Source organism: Carboxylicivirga sediminis (assembly GCF_018156225.1).
GTDB classification, from domain to species: Bacteria; Bacteroidota; Bacteroidia; order Bacteroidales; family Marinilabiliaceae; genus Carboxylicivirga; species Carboxylicivirga sediminis.
On record NZ_JAGTAR010000010.1, the window covers coordinates 55975 to 80732 of the forward strand.

The window sequence follows — 24758 nt, forward strand, 5'->3', positions numbered from 1 at the left end:
AGAGCTGAGGTTTCAGCTCTCTTTTTTTATGTCTTCGGGTAGTTGGTTTAACGGTAAGCTGATGTTAAACTCAGTACCTTCTCCAACTTGGCTTTTTACCGATATTTCTCCATTAAGTTTTTCGACTAATGCTTGTACGATAGACAGTCCTAAACCATTAGAGCTTTCACCATCTGTAGGTCTGGCCGATAGTTTCTGGAAGCGTTTAAACATGAGTTTCTGGTCATCCTGGCTGATTCCTGGACCTTCGTCGCGTATTGAGATATGAATTGATGTTGGTGTATCATGCGCTTTCACATGGATTGTTTTCCCTTTATCGGAGAATTTAATGGCATTGGAAAGAATGTTGTTTAATATACGGCTCAGCATAAATGGATCGGTACTGTATGACTGATTAGTCATGTTGTCTTCAAAATGTACCTTTTGTTCCTTATTTTCAATTTGTTGATGAAATGTTTTTAACCAATCGTTAATAAATTGAGAGAGATGAATTTTTTGGTGATTGACTTTAGAATAACCGAATTCGAATGAGTGAACATCCAGAAGGTCATCAATTAAATACAATCCATTTTGTGAAACAGAGTCGATGATAGACAAGTACTCATCTTGTTTCTGATTTAATTTGCCTTCTCGCTTTATTAACTCAGTAAAGCCGATGATGCTGCACAATGGTGATTTCAGGTCGTGTGCAACTATATTGATTAGTCCGTCTTTTTCACGATTCAAATCCAATAATTTTTCATTTGTTTCGGTTAACTGCCGGTTCGTTTTTTGAAGCTCAATAGTGCGGCTGGCAACTTCCTGTTCAAGTTTGCTTTTTTGGCCTTCAATAATGCGTTTGTTTTCCAGCGTCTTCTCAACCACTTTCATTTGAGCTGCCAGTTTCTCATGCTCAATTTCTTCCTTTTCCCATTCAAACCTTCTTGATAGCAGGAATGACAGAAGAAACGCTTCAATTAATGTGGCATAAGCAACATAGCTTAGCCCGCCAATATAGCGGGGAGTGCCTGTGTTAATATAAACGGCCTGAACTGCTACCAATAAGAAGTAGAAGAAATACGCTAAGGCAAAGTAGTAACCCATTTTATTGCCTTCAGTTCCTACTTTAACACCAACAACGCCCATTAATAAAAAAGAAACCAGTGCATTAGCCGTATTAATTGGTTGGACAACAGAGAATGGGAAAAAGAATTTTACAATCATCCAGGCCGCAAAATATATAATGATGCCCGTAACTACTTTGAATACTTTGGGTGAATATTTCCTTGCTTCCAGAAACACAAGGCAATAGATGGTTTGCAGGGTGATGCCAAAAGCAGGTATGGTTGTGTAGAGGAATTTCAAGTTGGCATAAGGTATGAAATAGACTATAAATCCGTCTATTACTACGGCAGCGTAACTCGTATAAAGTATGACTATCAGTGCATAAAACAAGTATAGCCTTTTACGGAGCGAAACAAAAAGAAAGAAGGTGTTTAAAACAACGAATATCATCAGTCCGAGATAGATGCCATAGACTATCTTTTGCTTATCGGCAGCTAGTTCGTAGGATTTTTGCTTGTACAGATGAATAGGAATAGGCTCAGAGTTTGTGTTAAGCCTTATATAATAGGTATTAAGGCCTGGCCGAATGTGATAAACCTGATACGATGACTTTGCAAGTTTGTTTTCTACAGGGATATTGTAACCAGCCGCGATATGATGCACGCGGATGGAATCTTCGTGGTAATAAAAATCGGCAGAGGGGATGCCAGCCTGAGCCAGCTCAAGAATTGCATTTTCATTTGTTTGATTATGGATAGTCATCCTGAGCCAAAAATACGAGTCGGTATAACCCAGACTTAGTATTTTGCTTTCAGATGGTTTGAATTGCTCCTCAAAGGCTTTTGAGCTAACGTCTTTGAATGTAAGTTGACCACTTTGATCTTCAAGGAGCTCAACCTGATCACCGATTGATGAAAATTCTTTTTTTACATCCCATCTAATACTTTGAGCGTTACACGTGAATGGAAAAATAATGAGAAGCCATATCAGGTATTTCATAACAATGAGTTAAATGTCCAGAGGATTTTCTTTCAGGAATTTTGCTGGAATATTCAGTAATGTGGCGCATGCTATCCACCATACCCAGCAATATACCCCAAATGGTAAATAACCAAAATAGCCCAGTACAGGCATTTCAAAAATATGGGCAACATTCACAAAAGGAATACTATACTGCCAGTAGGCCGGATCGTTTGTGAACAGAGCTGTCTGCCCATCATGAATAGCACTAAGGTAGTTTTGGCCTTCAAGCGTAAAACCTGCCACCAGATAAGTAAGTGCCGAGAGAAGCACAGGTGCCCAATTGCCTTTTGCAATAGGATCAAAAGGTGTCCATATGCCAATTTTATTGAGGACTATTCCCAGTACCACAGGAGGAGATACCCAGAGTACAAAAAACAAGTAATTAGGGAATAGGCCGGCAGCAAACATGGAGGCAAGGGAGATAATGAGAATACCATTCTTTAAGCCGTTACTAAGCACTATCTTAACACCATTCCGAAATCTATTTGCCAATTTTGGGAATGTCAGAAACAACAGGTACCACTCAAATGCAAGTGGCAGCAGGCCTGATGAAATGATAAAAGCATATAATAAGAATTCCTCTCTATCGAGGATATTTCCCCATGGATAGTACCAGTTATCATCCACAAAGAAATTCATGAACTCAAATATCATCCAACCCGTCATTGATGCTATGCCAATACCAATAAGTTCTTGTGGGATGATGGCTACCAATGACTTTCCTCCGGTACGTTTGTAAACAATGCCGTCAAGTACTAAAACAGCACCCCAAAATAGCGGAACGTCACTCCAGTGAATGAACCAGGCAGGCTGTTTAAGGTGCAGAGCCAGAAAGGTGAGTGATATGGCCCAGCAAATAAGGCCAAACCAAAACCATATAGGTAGTTTAACACGAGGTATATTTCTTGTATTTTCTATGATAGTTTTCTTAAAGCCAAACCACTTGGGCATGATGTATATAGCTGTAATGCCCAGACATACTATGGCGACAAACGCAAAAATAGGCAGATTAAAACCAGGTTTTGAAATAGGTTTTAGAGGAGGATACGCATAAAAGTCAGCTGGAAATTCACCATTATAAAAGAAGTAACCACCAAGCCAGGGCAAAAACAATAAAGCGGCCATGGCAAGCAGCAGGTATAGAATTTTTCGAGATATGGTCATATTGTTTAGTTTTTGTGTAAGGATATACTATGAGGTGCAAGGATTACTTCACTTTTCCGGTGCAATTTCAATGCTGTTGATGTAATGAAAGATGATTAGTAAAAGATATTGAACGGCACCAAATAGCAGCATCATAGCATAGGCTGGCCAGTGCTCATGGATTGGCCACAGGGCTTTCCACACAATCTTAATAATCTGAATGGGTTCAAGAAAAATTTCCCATGAATATAGATAACCGTTACCCAGTTTAATGGCTGATAGCAGTTCCCGCCCCATGTAAAAGCCAAGACAGCTCATAACAATCGTAAAATGTATAGCTATGTGTGCAAGGGTGTTGCTGTAGCGTTTTTTAAAAAGCTGGAACATCATTTTTAGCGATAAAAAGCCATAAAAAACCGATAGCATTGCCAAAGAAAAGATAATTAGTGTATCATATTTAATCATTTCAGGGTGCAACTTGGAAATCGGATCTTGTGAATCGTGTATCAGATCGCTAATCATATATGGCGCATTGGGATAGAAAATAAACCAAAGAAAGCTGCCAATCCAAAAAAGGGGTGTGTTAATTTTATGATTAAAGTAGTAGAGACAGCTCGAAATGGCAATCACCGGGAAGGAACCAATAAATAGGTTCGATCTTAGAAATGAGTAAAAATCATTGCCAACAATAACATTGCGTATGACAAGAATTAAAAGGTTCGCAAGAGTAAGCAGCAGCACCATACTTACTAGAGATGGTCTTTTCTTCAATGCAAGAAAATTATAGGTTAAAACTAATTAACTGTGCTAAGGCAATAAGGTTGCGACTAAAAATAAATAAGTCATTGCATATTTCCAAGTTATTAGCTTGACCTATAATCAGGGCTTGAAGTAGATTCTGGTCAGATTCTTCTGTTTTTTAAGGGGGTAGGTGGGCGGTGATGAATCATTTTTTTTAGTAGAATGCAAAAATGAAGGTGGTATTAATACTAAATATAGAATGGGATCGATCCCATTCTATATTTGGTAAGTTTTAAAGGCTTCCTAATGTTATGGATGGATATCCTTTCGTGTTGGACCCGGAAAGTTTGTGTGGTAATATGATTTGAGAGACTTGTAAAAACTATAACAGAGGATGAGTAATAGAATGGCAAATGGTAGTCCGGTTAGGATAGATGCGGTTTGTAGCGCCGTTAATCCTCCACCTATTAATAAAACGCCCGCCACGGTTCCTTCCATTGAAGCCCAAAATATTTTCTGACCAACTGGTGCATCGTGTCGACCTCCTGAGGTAAGCGTATCAACCACCATCGATCCGGAATCGGAGGAGGTGATAAAGAAGCTGGCAACGAGCAATACCGCTATGAATGAAGAAAGAAAAGCAAATGGGTATTGTTCCAATAATTTATAGATGGCGGTGGAGACATCTTCATTAACGGCTTCTGTAATAGCGGAGTTGCCTATTAGCTCCTGAAAAAGGGCACTGCCACCAAATACCGACATCCAGATGAACGTTAAGAGCGTTGGCACAAGTAAAACGCCTAGTATAAACTCCTTAACTGTTCTGCCTTTGGAAATGCGGGCAATAAAAATCCCAACGAATGGTGACCATGAAATCCACCAGGCCCAATAAAACACCGTCCACGAGTTCTGCCAGTGTTTAGCTTCTTTAACGCCCTTGTATGATTCGGTCCAGAAGCTTAACTCAAAAAACTCATTCAGATAGTGACCTACATTTTGGACGAATGATTTAAAGATGAAAACCGATGGCCCCACTATAACCACAAATAGCAATAATACAATCGCAATTCGCATATTCCATTCGCTTAGACGCCTGATGCCTTTGTCAAGTCCAAGAACCAGCGATAGAGTAGCCATGCCGGTTATGATAATGATTAACACAATCTGGACATTTGTATTGAGGTTAAAATCAAACAAATAATGAAGCCCTGCATTGACCTGTTGCACTCCAAAGCCAAGTGAGGTGGCCAGCCCAAAGATTGTGGCGATAACTGAAATGATATCAATAGCATCGCCCAGTGGGCCGTATATTTTATCGCCTAAAAGAGGGTGAAAAATGGAGCGGATGGTTAAAGGAAGCTTTCTGTTGAATGTGAAGAAAGCCAAAGCTAGCCCAACAATGGCGTAGACCGCCCATGCATGCACACCCCAATGCAGGAATGTAATGCCCATGGCCGATTTAGCGGCTTCAATCTTATCTGAGTTATCAATCAGTGGGTTACTATTGTAATGAAATATGGGCTCAGCAACGCTCCAGAATAGCAGGCCAATTCCCATACCGGCACTGAAAAGCATGGCAAACCAGCCTTTTTTAGAGAATTCAGGTTTAGCATCTTTGCCTCCTAAACGAATTTTGCCAAATTTGCTAAAGCCAAGAAATACTGCAAACAGTAGTAGGATGTTAACCACCAAAATAAAGAACCATCCTGTATTATTGGATACGGTTGACTGAATCTGAGAAAAATACTTCTCCATTGGCTTGCCCACCAGTATGGTAGTAGCTACCAAAATAGCAATCACCAACAGTGATGTAACAAAAACCGGTCCGTTGGCTTTAATGCCTAAAAATGTTCGCTTATCGCTTCTTTTATATTTCTGCTCTGTCATAATCCTTTAAAAATAGTATCCAACATTAATGTTAAATCGCATGTGCCATCCAGCGTCTTTTGAGCCTTCAGCAAACGCATTCGTCCATTCAGGCCCTAGCCAGGCATGATTTTTACCCCAGGCTGAATCGATGTAGGTGTATATTGGGCCGGCCGCTATCATGCAGCCTAACACGTTCATGTATGAATCATGGAAGGTCTCTTCCGATTTGTTAAACCAGGAGAAATCGTTATAGAGTTTTAGGTAATCAATGTGTTGGCTCTTGCAGGGGATTGTGTATGAAAGGGATGAGCTAACTACCTGCCCCTTGGCGGCTACTTTGTAAATGGCGCCATAGGCTCCCATTTCAATGGTATTTTTATATTGTGCCGAGTCCTTTGGGTTTTTACTGAAAGTTAGAGCTTGCAGCTTTAATTCCCAGTTATTCATTTTGTGCCGAAAGCCAAGGGCCAGGGCTGAGTGATTACCCATCTTATTGGATACAAGGTTGTAAAGTCCACCGTACATGGCAGAAAATTCAATGCTGGTGTTGAAATCGCCATCGGGGCTGTAGGCAAGCTTAATGTTTCCCTGGTTCACTTCTTTGTTTCTGCCGGCTACGTCGTAGGAATAGCGATTAGGTGAAATGGCTGAGGTATTGCCAAAGTTTAGTTCTTCGGCGTTTTTAAAGAAAGCTGCTTGTACCAGTAAATGCTCATAATGTTTTATCCATTTGATACCCATGTCATGGTCATCTTCAAGGCCAATGTAGTAGGGTAAGCTGAAAAACCAATTATTAGAATTGTAGGGCTGCAGGCCAAAAGGCACCTGACACAAGCCCAGTTGAATTGAGCTAAAGTCATTAATGTAATATTCGATCCATCCTTGTTTCAGCATGCCGCCACCAAAACTGTTGGAGTAGAAACGATACTCGGCATTGAAGCCAAGCTGCTTGTATGTACCGGTGGCATTTAGTCTGAAAACATCGTAGCCAAAATCACCGCCTCTTTTCACTTGTTCTGCTTTCCAGTCGGATAGATTGTAGTTGAAGCGGATGGCACCTCCAATTTTTACTTTTGGAAGTTGTTCTTTCTGGGCGTATCCGGCAAAACAAATCGTTACCAATATAAGCAGTGTGTATACCTTTCTGTTTTTCATTCAGCTAAATGAGTTTTAATTATACCTGTTATAAGTAAATGTATCCTGTACGAAATAGCATTCTTATAAACTTTAGTAGTGCTATCAGAGTAAGTTAACAGGCTTAAAAATATCGACTTGGTAAGTTTTTGAGGGTGCAAAAATAGCCACAATATTTTAAACCACCAAAAAGGTTCTATGCGAACATAAATGGCAGTTTGAATCACATTGGCTAAGAGTTCTTCATCCAGAATGTTAGACCGGACATAATAAGTTCAATTGATACAGTGCCTAATAAGAGCGCAATAACACGTCCGGCAATATCGATGTACTGTTCAATTAGTTCTTCCTTTTTGGCATGAATATGATCGTGAACGAACTTTAGCAGGATAATTATGGTAATGCACAAAAGTATAGCTGTGGCTATGGCGCCTAAGGCCATCGGCTTATCTAGCCGTTCGCCAATAAGTACGCTGTAACTAATGGTGCCAGGACCAATAAAGATGGGCATGGCTATGGCACCGGCAATGTGTTTTGATTCGCCCCTGAGAGACTCTATAGAGGCATTGCCTTTAAAAACAAACTGTATACCGGTGAGCAAAAATATGATGCCGCCAAATATTTGAAAGGAAGCCATGCGGGCATTAAATACGCTGCTAAAGATGCTGTCGCCCATAATGGCAAAGCAGGAGAAAACAACAAAACTGATTATTCCGGCTCTTAGGAGGATTCTCGCAAAGAGGTCCTTTGGCTTTTTCTTGACAATGTCAATGAGGTAAACAATTAACAGAAAGGGATTAAGCAGAACCAGGAGAAGCAAAACTGATTTTCCAAATTCTTCCATGATGATTAATTTTTAATTCGTTTGTCGATGTATTTAGAATTAATAATGCGCAGAACACCCATGTAGTCCATTTTAAACTCGATTAGGTCACCAACTTTGTAATTCTGCTTGTTTTCTTTCAGGTCGATAACTAGCATATCGGAACTGGCGCCAACAAAGCTGATTTGTTCATCAACAGGGGTGATGTGTTGCTCATCTACGTCCAGCAGGCCAAGGTCTAATATGGCCCGAAATGATGTCTGCCCTATTTGATTATCATCAAATTCCACCTCGTGTCCTTCCACATTTACGCCCATTTCACCCATTGGTACGGCTGGTTTCTCGCTTAATTCTATAATCTCAGAATAGAGCTTAAATACATCTGAATGCATTTTTTTGTAGGGTGTATTGTTGTATACATCGGTGCCCAAAAACAAAGTTTCTCCCACGCGAAAGTGATTAATTCCTTTAGGAAGCAGGTTTTGAAAGATGAGGGGAATGGTTACTGATGAGCCACCCGAAACAAACTGTATTTGCTTATTGAAGCGGGCCTCAATTAATTGTTCGTACAGGCAAAGTTGTATGAGTTTATCATGATTAGGTAATACACCATACAGGCATGAGAGATTGGTGCCAATGCCTACCACCTCAATATTTTTAAGGTTAAAAACCTGCTTGTAAAAACTCATAAAATGATCGCCCATCACACCTTCTCGCAACTCGCCCAGTTCAATCATGATGATGATTTTATGGGTTATATTTTGCTTAATCGCTTCTTCAGATAACAGGCGGATGGTGTTTATCTCTGTATTAAGGCTGATGTTGGCATATTTAATAACATTGGCAATGGAGCGCTTGGCTGGTGGTTTAATGTAAATAGTTTCAACTTCAGGATTCAGCTGTTTAATCATTTTTAAATTTGAGATGCGTGAGTCGCAAAAGCTGGTAATGCCCATGTCGAGCAGTACCTTCAAATAATCGCGATTGCCACAAAGTAATTTCGACACAACCGACCATTGGATGTTGTTGCCTCTGAATATTTTATTGAGATAGTTAAAGTTCCTTTTTAGTTTGTCTGTTTCTAAAGTAATAAATGCCATATCTGATCTTAATTGTTGGACTTATGTGTATATCTCATTTCTGCATATTTTGACTGAAAGCCTATTCGCTCATATAGTCGTTTGGCTGGGTTGTCATATTCCACATGTAGTTTGATATCGCCTTTGCAAAGAGAGAATGCTTTTTCAATTATTTGCTGTCCGAAACCTTTGCCGCGGTAGCTGGCATCCACAGTTACGTACACCAATATATTGTCTGGTATATAGCCGCTCATGCCGGTATGGTTCATAACCAGCGCACCCACTAATTGTCCCTGGTAGAAAGCTGCCAGGCCAAAGCCGCCCTCGCCCTTTTCTGTTGAAAAGGCGTAGTCAAGGCATTTGTTTATGTCGGCTTTAGGATCGCCATATTGGCCTAGGTGCGTGTGCAGGAAATCGACATATTCTTCCCGGCTAATGGCATTAAAATCAGTGTTGGAAGTGTATTTTTCAAACTCTAACATAATCATGAGGTTTATATTGTTGTTATTGGGTAATATGTACCTTAAATTGTTTATAGCTCCTTTGAAAGGAATAGTTGTAACTGGTCAATCAAGTGTCTGAGCCGACTCGTTTGCTTTCGATTATCAATTGAATCGGGCGGATTTTTCTGCTTTTTAAAATTTCTGTTTTTTTGTCGTGTATAATACCTCACCAGATTAAATCTATCATTCATTTTCTTTATGGTATTTGACGTTGTCTACTTAATTGTTCGGTATGATTGAATCGTTCTTCTGCAGTCTGGAAATGAAGTTTTCTATTAGATAGGTAATGCCTGAAGCTGCAATGCCTGCAATGTTAGCATCCAATCCAAATGCCAGCTTAATGTCGAATATTATTAAGATTAAGGTGGTGCCACCGCCAATAAGCATGGCAGCCAGAGCTGCTTCGGGATTGGGTTTTCTGGCAGATAACGCGGCTACTACCGGAATAAACATGCCTGATACCATAAAGGAATACGAGTGCAACATTAGATCGAGTACACTGGTGACTTTTAGTGCGATGAACAGAGCCAGAATACCTATAAGCAGTGTGATGAGCTGCGAGTAACGTAGGTTATGACGTTTGTTGTGTAGCTTGAACACATCTGTAAGGATATTACCCGATGCTGCCATTAAACAACTATCTGCGGTAGACATTATGGCTGAAAAGTATGCCGATAATACTATGCCCATAAGACCTGCAGGCAGTATGGTGCGCAATAAAATCGGCAACCCCATTTCGGCATCTATGTCTGCAATCGCATAGTTGGTAATAATGCCACTTTCGAAAGCTACTCGGGCAAACATCCCCAGTGTAACGCCTAGAAAAGCCATTAGCGGGTATTCAAATAAGCCGGCAATCAGCCAGCCTCGCTGCGCTGTTTTTGTGTCTTTTGCTGCATAGATGCGTTGGTATAGTGTCATGCCAATGAACCAGATGGGAACAATTGTAAATAGCCAGTTGACAATTTGTGACCATGATATGGCTGTCAGGCTTAAAAAATCGGGCTTTAAGGTGGAGGTAATGATTTCTATACCACCTATTTTAAAGTAGGCAAAAGGCAAGGCCACAAACAGTAAGCCACCCATTAATACAATCCACTGCACGGTATCGGTGTAAATAACGGCTTTGAGACCGCCTATTGCGGTGTAAACGATGGCTATAGTGCCCATCACTAGCAAAGCGGTATCCATTGATAAAGCCGGGAAAGTGGATGATGCCAGTTTGGCTCCGGCTAATATCTGAGACGAGGTAAAGCCAATATAACCAATGGCCGTAATGATGCCGGCAAACAATGCCACCTTCTTATTAAAAGCATGTTCCAGAAATTGGGGGAAAGTTAAGAAGTTGCGTTCACGAGCCAGGCGTGATACTTTGGGGATTAAGATAACGGCGCTCAGCCAGGCACCTACTAGTCCCGAAAATAGTAGCCAACTACCCGACAAACCCATCAAAAAGCCAAGGCCGCCAAGTCCAATGGAAAAGCCGCCACCCACATCTGTTGCAACCACTGAAAGGCCTATGTGTCCGGCCTTTAGTTTTCTTCCGCCTACATAGTAATCATCTGGTGTTTTGTTGCGTCGCATAAAGAAAAAACCGACGCCTAACATGGCAATGAGGTAAACAAAGAAAATTATCAAATCAATTGTATGCATACAATAAGAGGTTTAATACAAGCATAGGTTTTATAACGGCACAGATTGCACCGGACATTTTTATTCGCATCTGATTTTCAGATATGCATAATAGAAACTAACATGCAATGCCTGTTGTAGTAGCTAGACTGGGTTATTCAGTCTTGCTATAATAAGAACAGTGTGCTAAAAATGTTAAGAGTATGGTCAGATCACTTCAATGGCTAGCTGAGCTTTGTTGTGCGGCCTATGTACTGAATGTAACCCTTGGATATGAGCGAGAAAATGAGCTCTTTCCCTTTGCTGTATGAAAGGTTAGTACGTTTTATTATTTCACCGTATATGCACTCTTCATCTTCTTTCAGGAGTGCCAAAATCTCTTTCTCTTTTGGATCATCAATGCTTTCAAGTTGGATGCTTTGTGCTTTGTTCATGGGGATAAGTGTTATTGGGTTGACTTTTTAGTTTTCTGGTAATGCTCACAATTACTCCAGCCTTTCAGTCCTCTTCGGCAAAATACGTTTTGGTAGATTTGAAGATGTGGCTAGAGTTTTGGTGTCAGGCCTTTAAATATCTTACAATCTGAAGCGAATGGACATAGTAGTTGGGGCATGTTATAATTGGGATTAGATGTGTTTATAAAGGATATTCATACTTTCTATATTACCAGCTATATTGGTATTTTTGATTAAAGTGCCAGCGTATTGGTAGTTGGCTCTTAAAAAGGTCTTGTTCATAGGGATGGAGTTTAGGCGCGCGATAGTATATAATGAATCGATACCCTGCTTTTTCATTTCCCATTCCATTGTCTGAAGTATCAAGCTGGCCAGGCGGTTGCCTTGATGAGCTTTTAAGGTTGCAAAATCAGTCATTTCGGCATTGCCACCCTTGCGGTCTATCTCGGCCGATGCTACAGCTACTATCTTTCCATTGTATTCAGCACCAAAATAGAAGGTGTCGTTTTCCATGGCTTCCATCAGAAATTCTTCATCTTGTATTGGAAACGGATAGGTGGCAAAGGTTCGTTCGTAGATATCAGCTATTGTGCCGGCATCTTTGATGTTGAGCGGACGTATGGTATATTGCGAAGTGGCTGAAGGTTTGCCATTCCTTTTGATATACAGTAATTCGCCTAAATCTTTAAGTTTTTCTGTTTCAAGATTGAGAAGCCTGTCGGAGCTTAAAAATTTTGAGACAAAGAATACATCCTCTTCATTGTTGTAGAACTGAGGTATGGAGGCTTCCATTATAAAGCCATTCGAATAGAAAAGCGGAGCTGCCCATTTGGGTATTTTGCAAAATACCTTTGTGTATCCTTCCTTCCTGGCCATTTTAGTTAATGTTTCCGGAAGTGAGATTGCATCCCGTTTATCCATTTTCATCAGGTAGATACGATCATTGTGCTTACCATGTTGAATCAAAGAACCGTTGCCAATTTCTTCTACCACATCACTTACTATTACTTCTTCTTTGTACGCGTTCATTGTTTTCTGGTATTAAGGATATTACACTTGATGAATCAGAGAGAAGTTTCTCAATGCCAATGGCTTCTGATTCATCTTTTTTATTTAAACTCAATTCAAGATTGCAATTATCACATGCCTGATTGCATGTTTTTTGCTCGTAGTTGTCGGGTTCTTTATAGGTGGTTATAACGCCTTCGTAATTGCGCAGGATAACCTTGTTGGTTGACCACGATATTATGTAATTCGGCATCACCGGTATTTTACCGCCTCCGCCTGGCGCATCAATCACATAGGTTGGGCGGGCAAAGCCGCTGGTGTGACCTATTAGGCTTTCCATTATTTCGATGCCTTTACCAATTGGTGTTCTGAAGTGTGATAGTCCTTCCGATAAATCGCATTGGTACAGGTAGTAAGGTCTAACTCTGTTTTGAACCAGCTGATGAAGTAGTGTTCGCATAATTTTAGGGCAATCATTAACACCTGCGAGTAAAACAGATTGATTGCCTAAGGGAAATCCGCCATCAGCCAGCTTAGTCAATGCCTCCATAGCAGAGGTAGTTATTTCATTGGGATGATTGAAATGGGTATTTATCCACAGAGGTTGGTACTTTTTTAACGTTTTTACCAGATTATCGGTGATGCGATAGGGCAGCACCACAGGCATTCTTGTTCCTATACGAATAACTTCAATGTGTGGAATTCTTTTAAGTTCACTCAATAGCCAATCTATTTTGTCATCTGGTAGCATAAATGGATCGCCCCCTGAAAGAAGAACATCTCTGACTTGCTTATTTTGGGCAATATATTCTATACCTTTTTTTAGTTGACTGGTTGATGGGATGTGATCTTTGTCACCCACTTTGCGTTTGCGCGTACAATGGCGGCAGTACATGGCACAAATGTTACTGACATGAAACAGTACTCTGTCGGGGTAGCGGTGAGTTATGCCTTCTACAGGACTGTCTTTGTCTTCTGAAAGTGGGTCTGACATGTCTGTATTTAGAACAGATAGTTCTTCGATGCCGCCAAATGCCTGCTTGAATACCGGATTGTTTTTGTAATCGGTTTTATCTATTAATGATAAATAATAAGGCGTTATTGAAAGGGGGAATTTTTCAAAGGTCTTTTTCAGATCTGTTCGCTCTGCAGCATTGAACTGTATGCCGGTTAAGCGCTCGAATTGCTCTAGATTTTTAATCGTGTTTCGGAGTTGCCACCTCCAGTCCTTCCAGTTGTTAGCCTGGCTGGTTGTTTCAATTTTGTTTGCGATTTCTTGTTGTGTGTCATTATAAATCATTCAACTTGCAGATTGTTTCTATGCGAACAAAAATAGAAAAAAAACATGAAGTGGCCTAATCGCAGAAAAAGCTTAGTGCGATTATAGTGATAGGATAAAAATGAAAAAGTTGTTATTCGAAGTGGGTGTCTTGGTCTATTTGTTGTTCATTATCAATCTTTAGCATGATTATCGGGGAGGCATCTACTTGTTCAATATCCAGAATGGATACAAGCGTGTCTAAACCTTTCTCGAGAACGATTAGTTCATCACTGTCCAGGCATTTTAATTGCTTTGATAATTGTTCGTGTAGCAAAGGAGGGATGCGCTTAAGAAGTTCGTCGCCCGCTGATGTTAGCACTATATTGGCCACGCGTTTGTCTCCAGCTTTTGGCAGGCGGGCAAGATAACCTCTTTTTTCCAGACGATTAATGATTCCGCTAACCGTGCTGGAGTTGAGGTTTACAAATTTGCGAATCTCACTTTGAGTAGCTTGGTAGTTGGGGGCGTCTTTAAGGTAGTTAAGACAAAGCGCCTGCGGAATGCTAACGCCATATTCCTTTTGTATTTTCTTCGATTCAATGTCGATTGAACGAACTATCTTTCTGATTTTAATTAAGATTTCTTGCGTATCCATTGCGCTATTGCATAAGGTTGATGAAGATTTAAAGGTAATGTTTTTGTGCCAAAGTTAACTATTAGAAGGTTAAACTCGGATATTGTTTGTGTAGAAAGCATTCATGGAGTCAGCTGCCTGTATAGTTTCTTATTGATGCAGGGGTTTCTGATAGCTGTTTACCTTGATGTATTTAATCCATTTAATAGTTCTTTGTCCAATCCATATATGTCGTTGTAAAAGATGGCTTGTCTGTTTTTCAGGTTTTCATTGCAGGTCATATAGATAATCAGTGTGGGCATGCCTTTGTTAAGCACTACTGTTTTTGGCTTTTTACTGTCAATAATTTCCTGAATAGCTGCCAGGTCATAACCCTGCTCTTGCAATAGCAGTTCGGCTAGTTGAAAAGGTTTTTCTAATCGGATGCATCCATGACTAAAAGCTCTGTCGATTCGTTTAAAGAGAGATTTCGAAGGTGTATCGTGCAGGTAAACTGAGTATTTATTAGGCATGATAAACTTAACCTTGCCCAGTGCATTGCTGGCACTGGCCTCCTGAATAATGGAATAGGGGAAGTTAGTATTTGTGTATTTAGTAAAGTCAATGCTCATAGGGTTGACTTCTGAGGAACCTCTCATCAGTAGCATGTTGCGGTTTTGGAGGTAATGCTTATCGGTTTTAAGTTTTGGCAGTATTTCTTCTGAAGCTATGGAGTAGGGGATGTGCCAGCTGGGATTGAAAACGATGTAGCGGATGTAGGAAAAGAAAACAGGTGTTTGCGTGTGCTCTTTGCCAACAACAACGCGGCACTCGAACTTCACCTCATTGCCTTTTATCATTTGTAGTTGATAGCTGGCTATATTGATCAATATAAACTCATCTGGATAATCATAGTTGATCCAGCGTACACGTTCCATATTTGCCCGTAATATATTCAAACGTTCACTCAATGATAGGTTTAAAGCTTGGTAGGTTTTTCGGCCGGCAATGCCGTCGGGTGGCAGACCATTTAATGATTGGAAGCTCATAAGTGCAGACTCTAGTTCTTTATCGAATACCTCATTAATTGAATCAATTGTGTAGGCATCTGCTTTAAGGCGTTGTTTTAATAGTGATACAGAGGGTATGGTATCGCCTGGTTTGAGAGATCTACCGGGATATTTAATCTCAGGTAGTTGACCACCAGCTTTTTGAATGGAGTCGTATTCAATAAACAGGTGTTTGAGTTTATCGTAAAATGGCAAATGCGAGCGAGCACTGTCAACGAATTGGTGAAGAGCATTTTGTTTAAGGGCTTTGGGAAGGTCAAACTTTTTCCTGGCATCGGTGGGTTGCATGCTGTAGTCCCAATTGGGGCTTAAATCTTTCTGGTCCACCTTTCCGTGAATAAGGTGATGGGTGTAGCTCAATATGGCATCGGTCATTAAAAGGTCGGCCATGGCTGCGTGCACAGCTTTACGGTTTTTATAAACCCTCGACAGTGAGTTGTAGTTAGTGATGACTTCCAAATGGTAATCCTTGGGATTTAACCCTTCATAGTAGGCACTTTCCAGTATATTCTCTAAGTCCATTCGATTGCGTTCGAGTTGCCATAGAGGGGCATAACCGGCTTCTTCGTATATAGATGCGATAACCGCATTACTATAGACTTTTTCACCAGCTAGTTTAAGAACTTCTTTGGTGGCCATCTCATTTACAAACCTGGCAATAAAGGTATCGACAGGAAAGATGTCGGATAAATTGTCGTCAATGGGCACTGATGAATAACCAATGGCTGCATTGTGAATGCTGTGGAGCGTGCCAGAGAGTAGCATCGTTAATATGCCCAATGAAACCCATTTCATACCTCACTATTATTTGGTTGAGGTATTAATTTACCAAAAAATCAGTTCAATATCGACGACGTTTTGATGTATGTCTCTTTCGGATGATAAATAAAAAGCATTGTGCCTTCTTTAATATTATCAATCACAAACTGATAGTTGGCTGAAGGAATTGCCGGACAACCAAAGCTTCTGCCAAGACGGCCATATTTTTTGATGAACGACTCTTCGGCATAGTCGGCCTTATGTATCACAATGTGTCTTTCGCGTGCCTTGTCGTTAATGCCTTTCTCAAGGCCATCCAGTTTTAACGATAAACCGTGCTTGCCATAGTAGGTTTCGCCGGTTTTGTAAAAACCAAGGCTGCTCTGATTGCTATTGGCAATGTTCGAAAATTTTTCGGCATTGAGCATGCCACTATTCTTGCCATGTGCCACATAGTTTTGATAGATAACTGATTTAGAATCAACATCAATAAGAAAAAAACGTTTGTGGGTGGATGGTTGACTGAAATCAACCAGCGTTATAATATTTTTTTCAAAATGAACGGAGTCTTTAAGTTTCAGCCACCCGTTGTAGGCTATTTCAAAAGCCTCAAAAGGGAGGTTGTTATTGTTTAGCTCCTGGTAAATCAATTGTGCACCACTAAGTGTTTCACTTGTCTCATTTACTGCCTTTTCTGGCAGATTGTCGGGTGCGCTAAATGTTAAAAATACAATTAGGAAAGTAAAGATCATTCTTACAACTCTTCAAATCAACAACTTAATAATCTAAATCCTTATAATAAAGCATCAAAGCGCCCAAAGGTATAAAAATAGAGGTAACTGCCTCAGCATTTAACCTTTTGTAGCATACTTTAATCTAAAAGTGATTTTGGTCCCATACAGTGTTGAATACGGCGACTTGCTAAAAATGTTGTGTTTAGCTGAATATTTTTTTGATTATAGGAGGTAATGTTGATTAGAAACCAAGCGTTTTCATTGTTTTATCGAGTTCTCGCCAGCTCTTGCCTTTGCTGTAATTGGCCGCTTCGCTGGCGCTGAAGTCCTGAAAAAACAGTTGGTAAAGTCCCAGGCGCTTGATGCGTTTCTTGAGGATGGCTTTTTCTTTGTTTTCTTCAGCTACCATGGCTGCATAAAGCACCGTTAGCAACTGCTCAATAATGCTTGCATCGTTCCATTTATAGCTGAGACATATCTGGTCAATGAGCCGTATAACCTTGCTTTCGATGTGCCGGGATGTTAATGCATATATTTTCAGGAAATCATTGTAAATTTTACCCTGAGGATAACGATAGCTCAATAATTTCAATTGACTGAAATAGTCAATGTCGGTAGGTGCTTCTTTACGTTTTTCACTGGCGATGTAAACGCACCAATGGTCAAATTTGCCCTTGTCAAATACTACTTGCGACTTATTGTCGAGATGTTTAATCAGTGTTGTCATCTAATAGTCAGGTGTATGTCAACGCAAAAATATGGTAGGCTCTTCGCCATCTACATTGCGCCTGAGCGAAAGCTCTTTTACGATAGCTTCTTTTTCTTCATTGGTAAACTTCGACCAATTGCCAGCTTCGTCAATGGTTCGTCGGCATCCAAAACAAACGCCCTGGCTATCATATTGGCATACACTAATGCAAGGAGAGGGAACTTCTTTCATGTTTATAATTCTTTACATCAATAACACAAAGGCCAGGCTTAAGTTTATTTTAACTGATGAAATCTTTAAAAAATCATAAAATTAATTGCCTTAGGAATTTTAATTAACTGAGTATTTCATTGGCTGCATGGATTACCATAACTTTACAAACTATGGCTGATAATTCAGGCAAAATATTAAAAAGCATTCAACCCGGCAGAATAACCTTTCCCATACTGATTGGCTTAGGTGTAACAGGCTATTTTTTATATCAGGAGTTCGATCCGGCTGTATTAGATTATTTTTCGTTTACCCTGCAATCGTTATTTTGGTTTTTTGTATCATTTTTAATGATGGCTATTCGCGATTTGGGCTACATCATTCGGATACGCTTACTGACAAATAATTTATTGAGCTGGCGAAAGGCGTTTAATACAATAATGTTGTGGGAATTCACTTCGGCCATAACACCATCGGCCATCGGAGGTACCAGTGTGGCTATCTTCTTTATTAATAAAGAAGGGGTTAAGCTGGGGCGTAGTACAGCTGTTGTTATGGTTACTTCATTTCTTGATGAGTTGTATTTCATACTCACCTTTCCACTGATACTGCTATTTATTGGTCGAACCGATATTTTTGCCTTTGGAGATAGCATGATGGAAGGATTGCCCTGGTATAAGAATCAGTTCTTTATGTTTGCACTAACGGGTTATTTTTTAAAGCTGGCTTATACCGTCATCATTAGTTACGGGTTATTTTTTAATCCGCGTGGGCTGAAATGGTTGCTGTTATGGATTTTTAAACTGCCCATTATCAAGCGCTGGCGTCCACAGGCCAATGAGTCAGGCTCCGACTTAATAGCTACCTCGGAAGAATTTCGGCGCTGGCCATTATCCAGCTGGTTAAAAGCTTTTGCTGCCACCGCATTAAGCTGGACTGCCCGATATTGGATAGTTAACACTTTAATACTGGCATTTTTCGGGTTTCAGCTCCTGGGTTGGAACGATCATATTCTCATCTTTGGCAAGCAACTGGTGATGTGGATAATGATGTTGGTGAGCCCTACACCTGGTGGCAGTGGCTTTGCAGAGTGGGTGTTTAAAGAATTTTTATCTAATATGATACCATTGGGAACCGGCATGGCAATGGCCTTTATGTGGAGACTGGTGAGTTACTACCCATATTTGGTTATTGGCGCGTTTGTGGTGCCCAAATGGATCCGGAAACACTTCATTAATGCCTGATTCTATTTGATAAACAGGTCTTTTTTGGTGATAAATGACTGTATTGGGATAGTGCTATTCACTAACTTGCTTAGCATTAAATGAATAACTATGCCTCTAACCAAATATATTCTCACTCTAACAATTGGGTTATTCTTCTTCATGGGAAGTTGTCATCGGCAGCAGCCTAAAAAAGGTAAGAAAATAAGAATACCACCTAAGGAGCTTATTATTTATTGCGAAAATTCGATGCTGAATATGGTACTTGACCTGAAGTATCAATTCGAACAGCAGCATAACTGTAAGGTGATTATCCAGAATGATTGTTCTAAAAACCTGATGGGAATAATAAATTATGCGGCTAAAGGTGATATCTATATACCGTCTTCATCTTCGTCGTTTAAACATTTTAAAAGAAATACAGGCTATCAGTTGACCGATTCATTGTTCTTAGGGTATAATCATTTGGTTTATATGGTTAAAAAAGGTAATCCTAAAAAGTTTAATGGGAGTACAAATCCACTAAAACGTAAAGGACGATACGCCATTATCATAGCTAATCCTGAAACGAGTTCTCTTGGATACGAAACTAAACAGTTTTTACAACGGCAGAATGCCTATGACGATGTACTTGAAAGTGTAGTATCTCTAACCTCTGATTCAAAAGGTTTGGTTAAGGGCTTGATTGGGAATCAGGCCGATGTGGCCGTCAATTGGCAGAGTGATATTCATGTGAATGGAAATAGTGATCATATTGAAATTGTCAATCCACAGTCGCCATACAATAACGCTATTCCTATGTATGCCGCTGTTATTTCTTGTTCTACAGAACCACTATTAGCCAGAGCTTTTCTTCATCTGGCTTCTCAAGAGCTCAGTGAATCCGCATTAAGTCGTTATGGATTTACGAAAAGACCAACCATTATTTTTTAAATTACTTCTAAAAACTCTATTTTTAGGAAAATTCATATTTGTGAGTAAGAGCAATAAACAATCCAAGCTAGCATATTTTAAAGAGCCAATAATCAATAAATTATACTTGTTATTGGCTATCTTTCTGTTGACCATTGCCACCATTCTAACCATTGAAAACTATTTTGACCAGTCGTATAGTTCGAAATACAGAAGTGCGATTGAGAATCAGGAAAAGCTGCTGAAGCTGGAAAACATGCTCAACCACAGCTTGCTCAAGCTCAATTTGGCCTTTAAATCCTATGCTTCTATTAACCTTGTAAAAGCACTTGAGAATAATAATGTCGAAATAGAAGAACTTACTAGGAAAAGTAAGGCGATATTGAATGTTATTGATCAGGGAGGTGTTATTGAAGATGTCCGGCCTGTAAAGGATTATTCGAAAGACTCCATTACTGTGCGAATACACTACCTTGAAGATGAGTTTACCGGTAGTATATCTGAAGTCAGCGATTTAATCCCCATCATAGATGATTTATATAACCAGGCGGCACGTATATCGGACCAGGTGCTGAAAAATATTACGGTTCATGGTGGACAGAATGAGCATCTGAAAGGCAATGTGGAACAACTTATAAAAGGTGCAGATCCTGAGTTTGGCCGTATGCTCGAGATTGAAAACACCATTGCCTACGAAATCAATAAGCGTTTGGTGAAGTTGAATAACAGAGCCATAAATGTATTAAGCAGATACAATAAGCTGAAGTATGCCTCACTCATCCTATTCTCCTTATTTGTTATTTTTCTTTCATACTTTCTGTTTTCTCAGATACGTAGTGTTATTCTGTATCGTAAAAAAGCCGAAGAAAACAATAAGAAGCTGATACAGGCGGTTGAACAGAGTCCTATTTCTATAATGATTACCGATACTCAAGGAAACGTAGAGTATGTCAATAAGGGCTTTAAGTCGCTGGATGGTTTCTCAAAAAGTGAGTTGGAAAGTGGAAATGCTAACTTCTTTCAGATTCAGAATAAGAAAAATGAGCTGGCCGATATGTTGTGGCAAACCATACAAGAAGGCCAGGTGTGGCAGGGAGAGATATCCAGTGCTAAAGATGATGGTAACGTATACTGGGAGAAGGTGTTAATCTCGCCAGTATTGAGTAAGGATAAGACCATATCTAATTATGTGGCTATCAAGGAGGATACAACAGAGAAAAGGCTGTTGACTGAGTCGTTGAAAGAATCAAATAAAGCCTTATCTACCATTACCGATAATCTGCCCGTAGGTGTAATGATTGTAGATAAAGACAAGCAAATTATCCAGATTAATAAAACGGCCGCTAAAATAATGGGTTTTGCCAACGGTGAGGAAGCCTTGCAACACCTGATTAATAGCTCATACGATGAACTTTTCTTTACGGCCAAAAAGGAGGAGTATAAGGATGAACAAACAGGAGTTATTGTGGCGTCCTTGGAAGAGCGTTTGGAAATAAAAGAGAATAATATTTCACGCGAGATATTGAAGAACATTATTCCGATTTCGCTGGATCAAAAAGAAGTGTTCCTTGAGGCCTTTATGGATATTAGTGCGCAAAAAGAGATTCAGAAAAAAGAAGCAGAGTCGAATAAAGCGAAGTCGGAGTTCTTGGCCAATATGAGTCATGAGATACGTACGCCAATGAATGGTATCATAGGGGCCACTGAATTACTTGGCAAAACACGTTTAAGTAAAGAGCAGAAAAATGTGGTGTCAATTATTGGCCGTTCGTGTGATAACTTACTCAATATTATTAACGACATACTCGACTTCTCGAAAATTGAAGCCGGTAAAATGAAGATTGAATCTTACGCATTTAATCTACGCTCTACGGTTGATTACCTGATGGACCAAATGTCATTCCGATCGCTCGAGAAAGGCATTGAGATATTAAATGATGTAGAGGAAACCATTCCGCCTGTACTGATCGGTGATGAGAGTCGTCTGATACAGGTGTTGGTTAATCTGATGGGTAATGCGGTTAAGTTTACCTCTGAGGGTGAGGTAGTGCTAAAAGTGGAAATTGAACAGCAGAAAGGTACTAATCTGACTTTGCACTTCTCGGTGGAAGATTCTGGTATTGGCATCCCTAAGAATAAGCTGGAAAAGATATTTGAATCATTTACACAGGCGGACGGTTCAACCACACGCAAGTTTGGCGGCACCGGCCTTGGTACCAGCATCTCTAAAATGTTGGTGGAGCTCATGGGAGGTAAAATTTGGGTGGAGAGTCCAAATCCAAATTTCATGTGGTCGAAGGAAAATCCAGGATCGGTTTTCCATTTTACGCTGCCATTTGTGATCGATAAAAACCATAAGACGCTTGAGCTCAATACGGAGCAGTTTGCACATGTCAACACCTTGATTGTTGATAATCATAAAACCAACTTATTACTGCTTAAGAAAACCCTTAATAACTGGCAGATTAAATCTGATACAGTGAACGATGAGAAATCGGCCTTGTCGATGTTGGAGGAGCATTCTGAGTTCAACCTGATGATTATTGATAGCCATGTGTTTAGTAAGGCAGACGATAACTTCCTTAAAACCGTAAAGCGCAAGCAAAAAGGAATTAAGATCATCTTATTCTCATCTGAAAACAGATGGAAAAATCCGGAGGAATTCAAAGGGGTGGATACCGTGTTGCAAAAGCCGGTTAAACATGCTGATTTATTCAGTGCGATTGAGAAGCTGCTGGTGGAAGGAAAGAATGATGTGAGTACTGCTGAAGCACAGGTAGCTGAGCTAAAGGAGCGGATTAAAGACAAAAAGATTCTGTTGGTTGAAGATAATATCATTAACCAGAAGATTGCCGAGAAGATGCTGTCCCGTTTAGGGCTTCAGACTAATATTGCCAATAACGGACAGGAAGCGGTTGATATGCTAACGGGTGAAGAACAGGACCAGATAGATTTGGTATTTATGGACGTACAGATGCCTGTGCTTAATGGACTTGATGCAACTCGTAAGTTGCGCGAAGAGAAAGTTGATTTACCCATCATAGCCATGACTGCCAATGCGCTTAAAGGTGACCGGGAAGTGTGTATAGAAGCCGGGATGAATGATTACATAGGCAAACCGGTGAAGATGGATGACTTGGAAAATATAATTGATAAATGGTTATAAATCCTGGTATTTACCATTTAATACCAGACCGTCCAGCTGCATGTTCTTAGCTGATTTTACCGCACCTTCCTTGGAATGAACGATTGGTTCGCCACGCACATTAAAGGATGTATTAATCAGTGCTCTAATGCCATATTTTTCATCCAACAGGCTCAATAAAGCATAAATGTAGGCATTGTCTGTCTCACTGATGGTTTGAATACGTGAAGTGCCATCTACATGCACAACGCCTTCGATTTCTGCTCGCTTATCTTCTGCTATCTCAAAGTCAAGTAGCATGTATTTCGCCAGGTGATTTATAGAATTGCGATTAGTAAAATACCTGGCATTCTTTTCCAGCATAATTGGTGCTACCGGTCTGTACCATTCGCGTTTTTTATGTGTCATGCTGACCTTATCGGCTAGGGTTTTTGAGTTAGCCAGTGCCAGTATAGAACGATTCCCAAGTGCGCGTGGTCCAATTTCGCCAGCATTGTTGCATACAGCCACTACCTTTTGTTGGAGTAAGGCCTGTGCACAAGCCTCTATATCGGCAGCGCCAAATTCGCAGTTTACTTCATCAGGCAGCCAGTTGTTAAGGTAGGGTGAATGGAGTGATACCTCATGGCCTTTATTCCATTCAAAAAGTGCAGCAGCTCCAAGTGACAGGCCACTATCCTCCGTGCAAGGAGGTATGTACACATCGTCAAATAAGTTAGCATCCACAATCTGTGTATTCGCCACAATGTTAAGTGCTGAGCCTCCCGAATAGTAGAGCTGTTTGTAGTCACCATCCTCTTTTAAAGCACTGAGCTTGCTGAATAGTTCGCGCTGAAAAATACCTTGCATGGTGGCTACTATGTCCTGTAGAAAGGTGTTATCCAGGTTAAGGTGTTGGATATCAATATTAAAGTCAGATTTAACAGCTTCAAAAAATACCTTCTTAGAACCCCAAATGTCTGAAAAGTAATTATTAGCGACTAGCCATTCTTCCAGTTCTTTGCGGTAAGTACCATAAGCCGCTAGTCCCATCATCTTTCCGGGTACACTGTTCTGCTCTTTAAACTTTGCCCCTATAATACCAAAAACAAGCGCATTGGCATTAAACAAGCCTGACAGGTATTTAAAATCCCAGTGGTGTTCCAATGCTGTTAGTTGCTTATTTGAATAACCAAAAGCCGAGAAGTTGCTCAGACTCCCTCCACCATCAAAATGAACAAGAAGACTGTCGTTTTTAAACGCGCCATAAAATGGCAGACAGGCACCTATATGAGCCAGTTCGTGGTTGAGGGCATAAGCTTCTTTTTCTTTATCTAACCACCAGCACCGACCTTTCTCAGGTTTAACAGCTAATGAATCGTGCAAGGGGGCTTCGAAGCGAAAGCGGCCGCAAGTAGAAATAAAGCTTCGGCCAACCACATTATCTATAAAAACCAGGTCGTAGTCGGTATCGTTTAATAATCCGGCTTGTTTCAGTAGTTCATAAATCTGTTCATGCAGTGTGTTATCATGCTTTTTACGGGTTAGCCGCTCCAGTGTGAGGTGTTTAATCACTTTGCCCTGATCCATTAATGTCAAGGCATGGTCGTGTACATAAAAAGGCGTATCACTATTTATACGATCCTGAATACCGTATATGGCTAATGTAGGCTTTGAACGATGCATGTG

21 protein-coding genes are annotated in these 24758 nt (G+C 40.2%); 3 read left to right on the plus strand and 18 right to left on the minus strand.

The window, feature by feature from the left end; genetic code table 11:
• Window positions 1–12: 12 nt before the first annotated feature.
• From KDU71_RS08315 to KDU71_RS08395, 17 genes are all read right to left on the minus strand, one after another.
• Entirely contained in the window at window positions 13–2043 is a 2031-nt protein-coding gene (locus KDU71_RS08315) for a sensor histidine kinase (protein WP_212189533.1), read from the minus strand.
• A gap of 9 nt (window positions 2044–2052) precedes the next feature.
• Window positions 2053–3231, minus strand: a complete 1179-nt coding sequence (locus tag KDU71_RS08320; protein WP_212189535.1) for a hypothetical protein — start codon at window positions 3229–3231, stop codon at window positions 2053–2055.
• A 48-nt stretch (window positions 3232–3279) separates the two neighbouring features.
• Complete coding sequence (locus tag KDU71_RS08325; RefSeq protein ID WP_212189536.1) at window positions 3280–3981, minus strand: DUF1361 domain-containing protein; 702 nt, start codon at window positions 3979–3981, stop codon at window positions 3280–3282.
• A gap of 279 nt (window positions 3982–4260) precedes the next feature.
• A complete protein-coding gene (locus KDU71_RS08330) occupies window positions 4261–5838 on the minus strand; it encodes a BCCT family transporter (protein WP_212189538.1) in 1578 nt (525 codons plus the stop codon).
• Window positions 5839–5844: 6 nt separating this feature from the next.
• Entirely contained in the window at window positions 5845–6975 is a 1131-nt protein-coding gene (locus tag KDU71_RS08335; RefSeq protein WP_212189539.1) for a hypothetical protein, read from the minus strand.
• Between the two features lie 211 nt (window positions 6976–7186).
• The gene (locus KDU71_RS08340) at window positions 7187–7798 is read right to left on the minus strand and encodes a MarC family protein (protein WP_212189540.1); all 612 of its coding nucleotides are present in this window, start codon (window positions 7796–7798) and stop codon (window positions 7187–7189) included.
• Between the two features lie 5 nt (window positions 7799–7803).
• The gene (locus tag KDU71_RS08345; RefSeq protein WP_212189541.1) at window positions 7804–8877 is read right to left on the minus strand and encodes an alanine racemase; all 1074 of its coding nucleotides are present in this window, start codon (window positions 8875–8877) and stop codon (window positions 7804–7806) included.
• A gap of 8 nt (window positions 8878–8885) precedes the next feature.
• Window positions 8886–9338, minus strand: coding sequence for a GNAT family N-acetyltransferase (locus KDU71_RS08350; RefSeq protein WP_212189542.1), 453 nt, complete (start codon window positions 9336–9338; stop codon window positions 8886–8888).
• Between the two features lie 240 nt (window positions 9339–9578).
• Window positions 9579–11012: a sodium:solute symporter family protein gene (locus KDU71_RS08355; protein WP_212189543.1), complete on the minus strand. Its 1434-nt coding sequence runs from the start codon at window positions 11010–11012 to the stop codon at window positions 9579–9581.
• A gap of 203 nt (window positions 11013–11215) precedes the next feature.
• Complete coding sequence (locus tag KDU71_RS08360; RefSeq protein ID WP_212189544.1) at window positions 11216–11425, minus strand: winged helix-turn-helix transcriptional regulator; 210 nt, start codon at window positions 11423–11425, stop codon at window positions 11216–11218.
• Between the two features lie 192 nt (window positions 11426–11617).
• A complete protein-coding gene (gene ablB / locus KDU71_RS08365) occupies window positions 11618–12475 on the minus strand; it encodes a putative beta-lysine N-acetyltransferase (protein WP_212189545.1) in 858 nt (285 codons plus the stop codon).
• Complete coding sequence (gene kamA, locus KDU71_RS08370) at window positions 12441–13754, minus strand: lysine 2,3-aminomutase (protein ID WP_212189547.1); 1314 nt, start codon at window positions 13752–13754, stop codon at window positions 12441–12443. Before kamA ends, ablB begins: the two co-directional genes overlap by 35 nt.
• A 112-nt stretch (window positions 13755–13866) precedes the next feature.
• Entirely contained in the window at window positions 13867–14370 is a 504-nt protein-coding gene (locus KDU71_RS08375) for a MarR family winged helix-turn-helix transcriptional regulator (protein ID WP_212189549.1), read from the minus strand.
• 158 nt (window positions 14371–14528) lie between these two features.
• The gene (locus KDU71_RS08380) at window positions 14529–16193 is read right to left on the minus strand and encodes a L,D-transpeptidase family protein (protein ID WP_212189551.1); all 1665 of its coding nucleotides are present in this window, start codon (window positions 16191–16193) and stop codon (window positions 14529–14531) included.
• Between the two features lie 41 nt (window positions 16194–16234).
• The gene (locus tag KDU71_RS08385; RefSeq protein WP_212189564.1) at window positions 16235–16909 is read right to left on the minus strand and encodes a murein L,D-transpeptidase catalytic domain family protein; all 675 of its coding nucleotides are present in this window, start codon (window positions 16907–16909) and stop codon (window positions 16235–16237) included.
• A 223-nt stretch (window positions 16910–17132) separates the two neighbouring features.
• Window positions 17133–17618 (minus strand): DUF7004 family protein, encoded by a 486-nt coding sequence (locus KDU71_RS08390; protein WP_212189566.1) that lies wholly within the window; start codon window positions 17616–17618, stop codon window positions 17133–17135.
• An 18-nt stretch (window positions 17619–17636) separates the two neighbouring features.
• Entirely contained in the window at window positions 17637–17831 is a 195-nt protein-coding gene (locus KDU71_RS08395; RefSeq protein ID WP_212189568.1) for a DUF1289 domain-containing protein, read from the minus strand.
• Between the two features lie 152 nt (window positions 17832–17983).
• On the opposite strand from KDU71_RS08395, the gene KDU71_RS08400 reads away from it, so the two are divergent.
• From KDU71_RS08400 to KDU71_RS08410, 3 genes are all read left to right on the plus strand, one after another.
• On the plus strand, window positions 17984–19054 hold the full coding sequence (locus tag KDU71_RS08400; RefSeq protein WP_212189569.1) for a lysylphosphatidylglycerol synthase transmembrane domain-containing protein: 1071 nt from the start codon (window positions 17984–17986) through the stop codon (window positions 19052–19054).
• Window positions 19055–19144: 90 nt separating this feature from the next.
• Complete coding sequence (locus KDU71_RS08405; protein WP_212189571.1) at window positions 19145–19966, plus strand: substrate-binding domain-containing protein; 822 nt, start codon at window positions 19145–19147, stop codon at window positions 19964–19966.
• 40 nt (window positions 19967–20006) lie between these two features.
• Window positions 20007–23111 carry a PAS domain-containing hybrid sensor histidine kinase/response regulator gene (locus tag KDU71_RS08410; RefSeq protein ID WP_317195163.1) on the plus strand — a complete coding sequence of 1035 codons (3105 nt, stop codon included), beginning with the start codon at window positions 20007–20009 and terminating at the stop codon, window positions 23109–23111.
• Here KDU71_RS08410 and KDU71_RS08415 read toward each other — a convergent pair.
• Window positions 23106–24755, minus strand: coding sequence for a carbamoyltransferase C-terminal domain-containing protein (locus tag KDU71_RS08415; RefSeq protein ID WP_212189575.1), 1650 nt, complete (start codon window positions 24753–24755; stop codon window positions 23106–23108). The two genes, KDU71_RS08410 and KDU71_RS08415, sit on opposite strands and share 6 nt — an antisense overlap.
• Window positions 24756–24758: the final 3 nt, after the last annotated feature.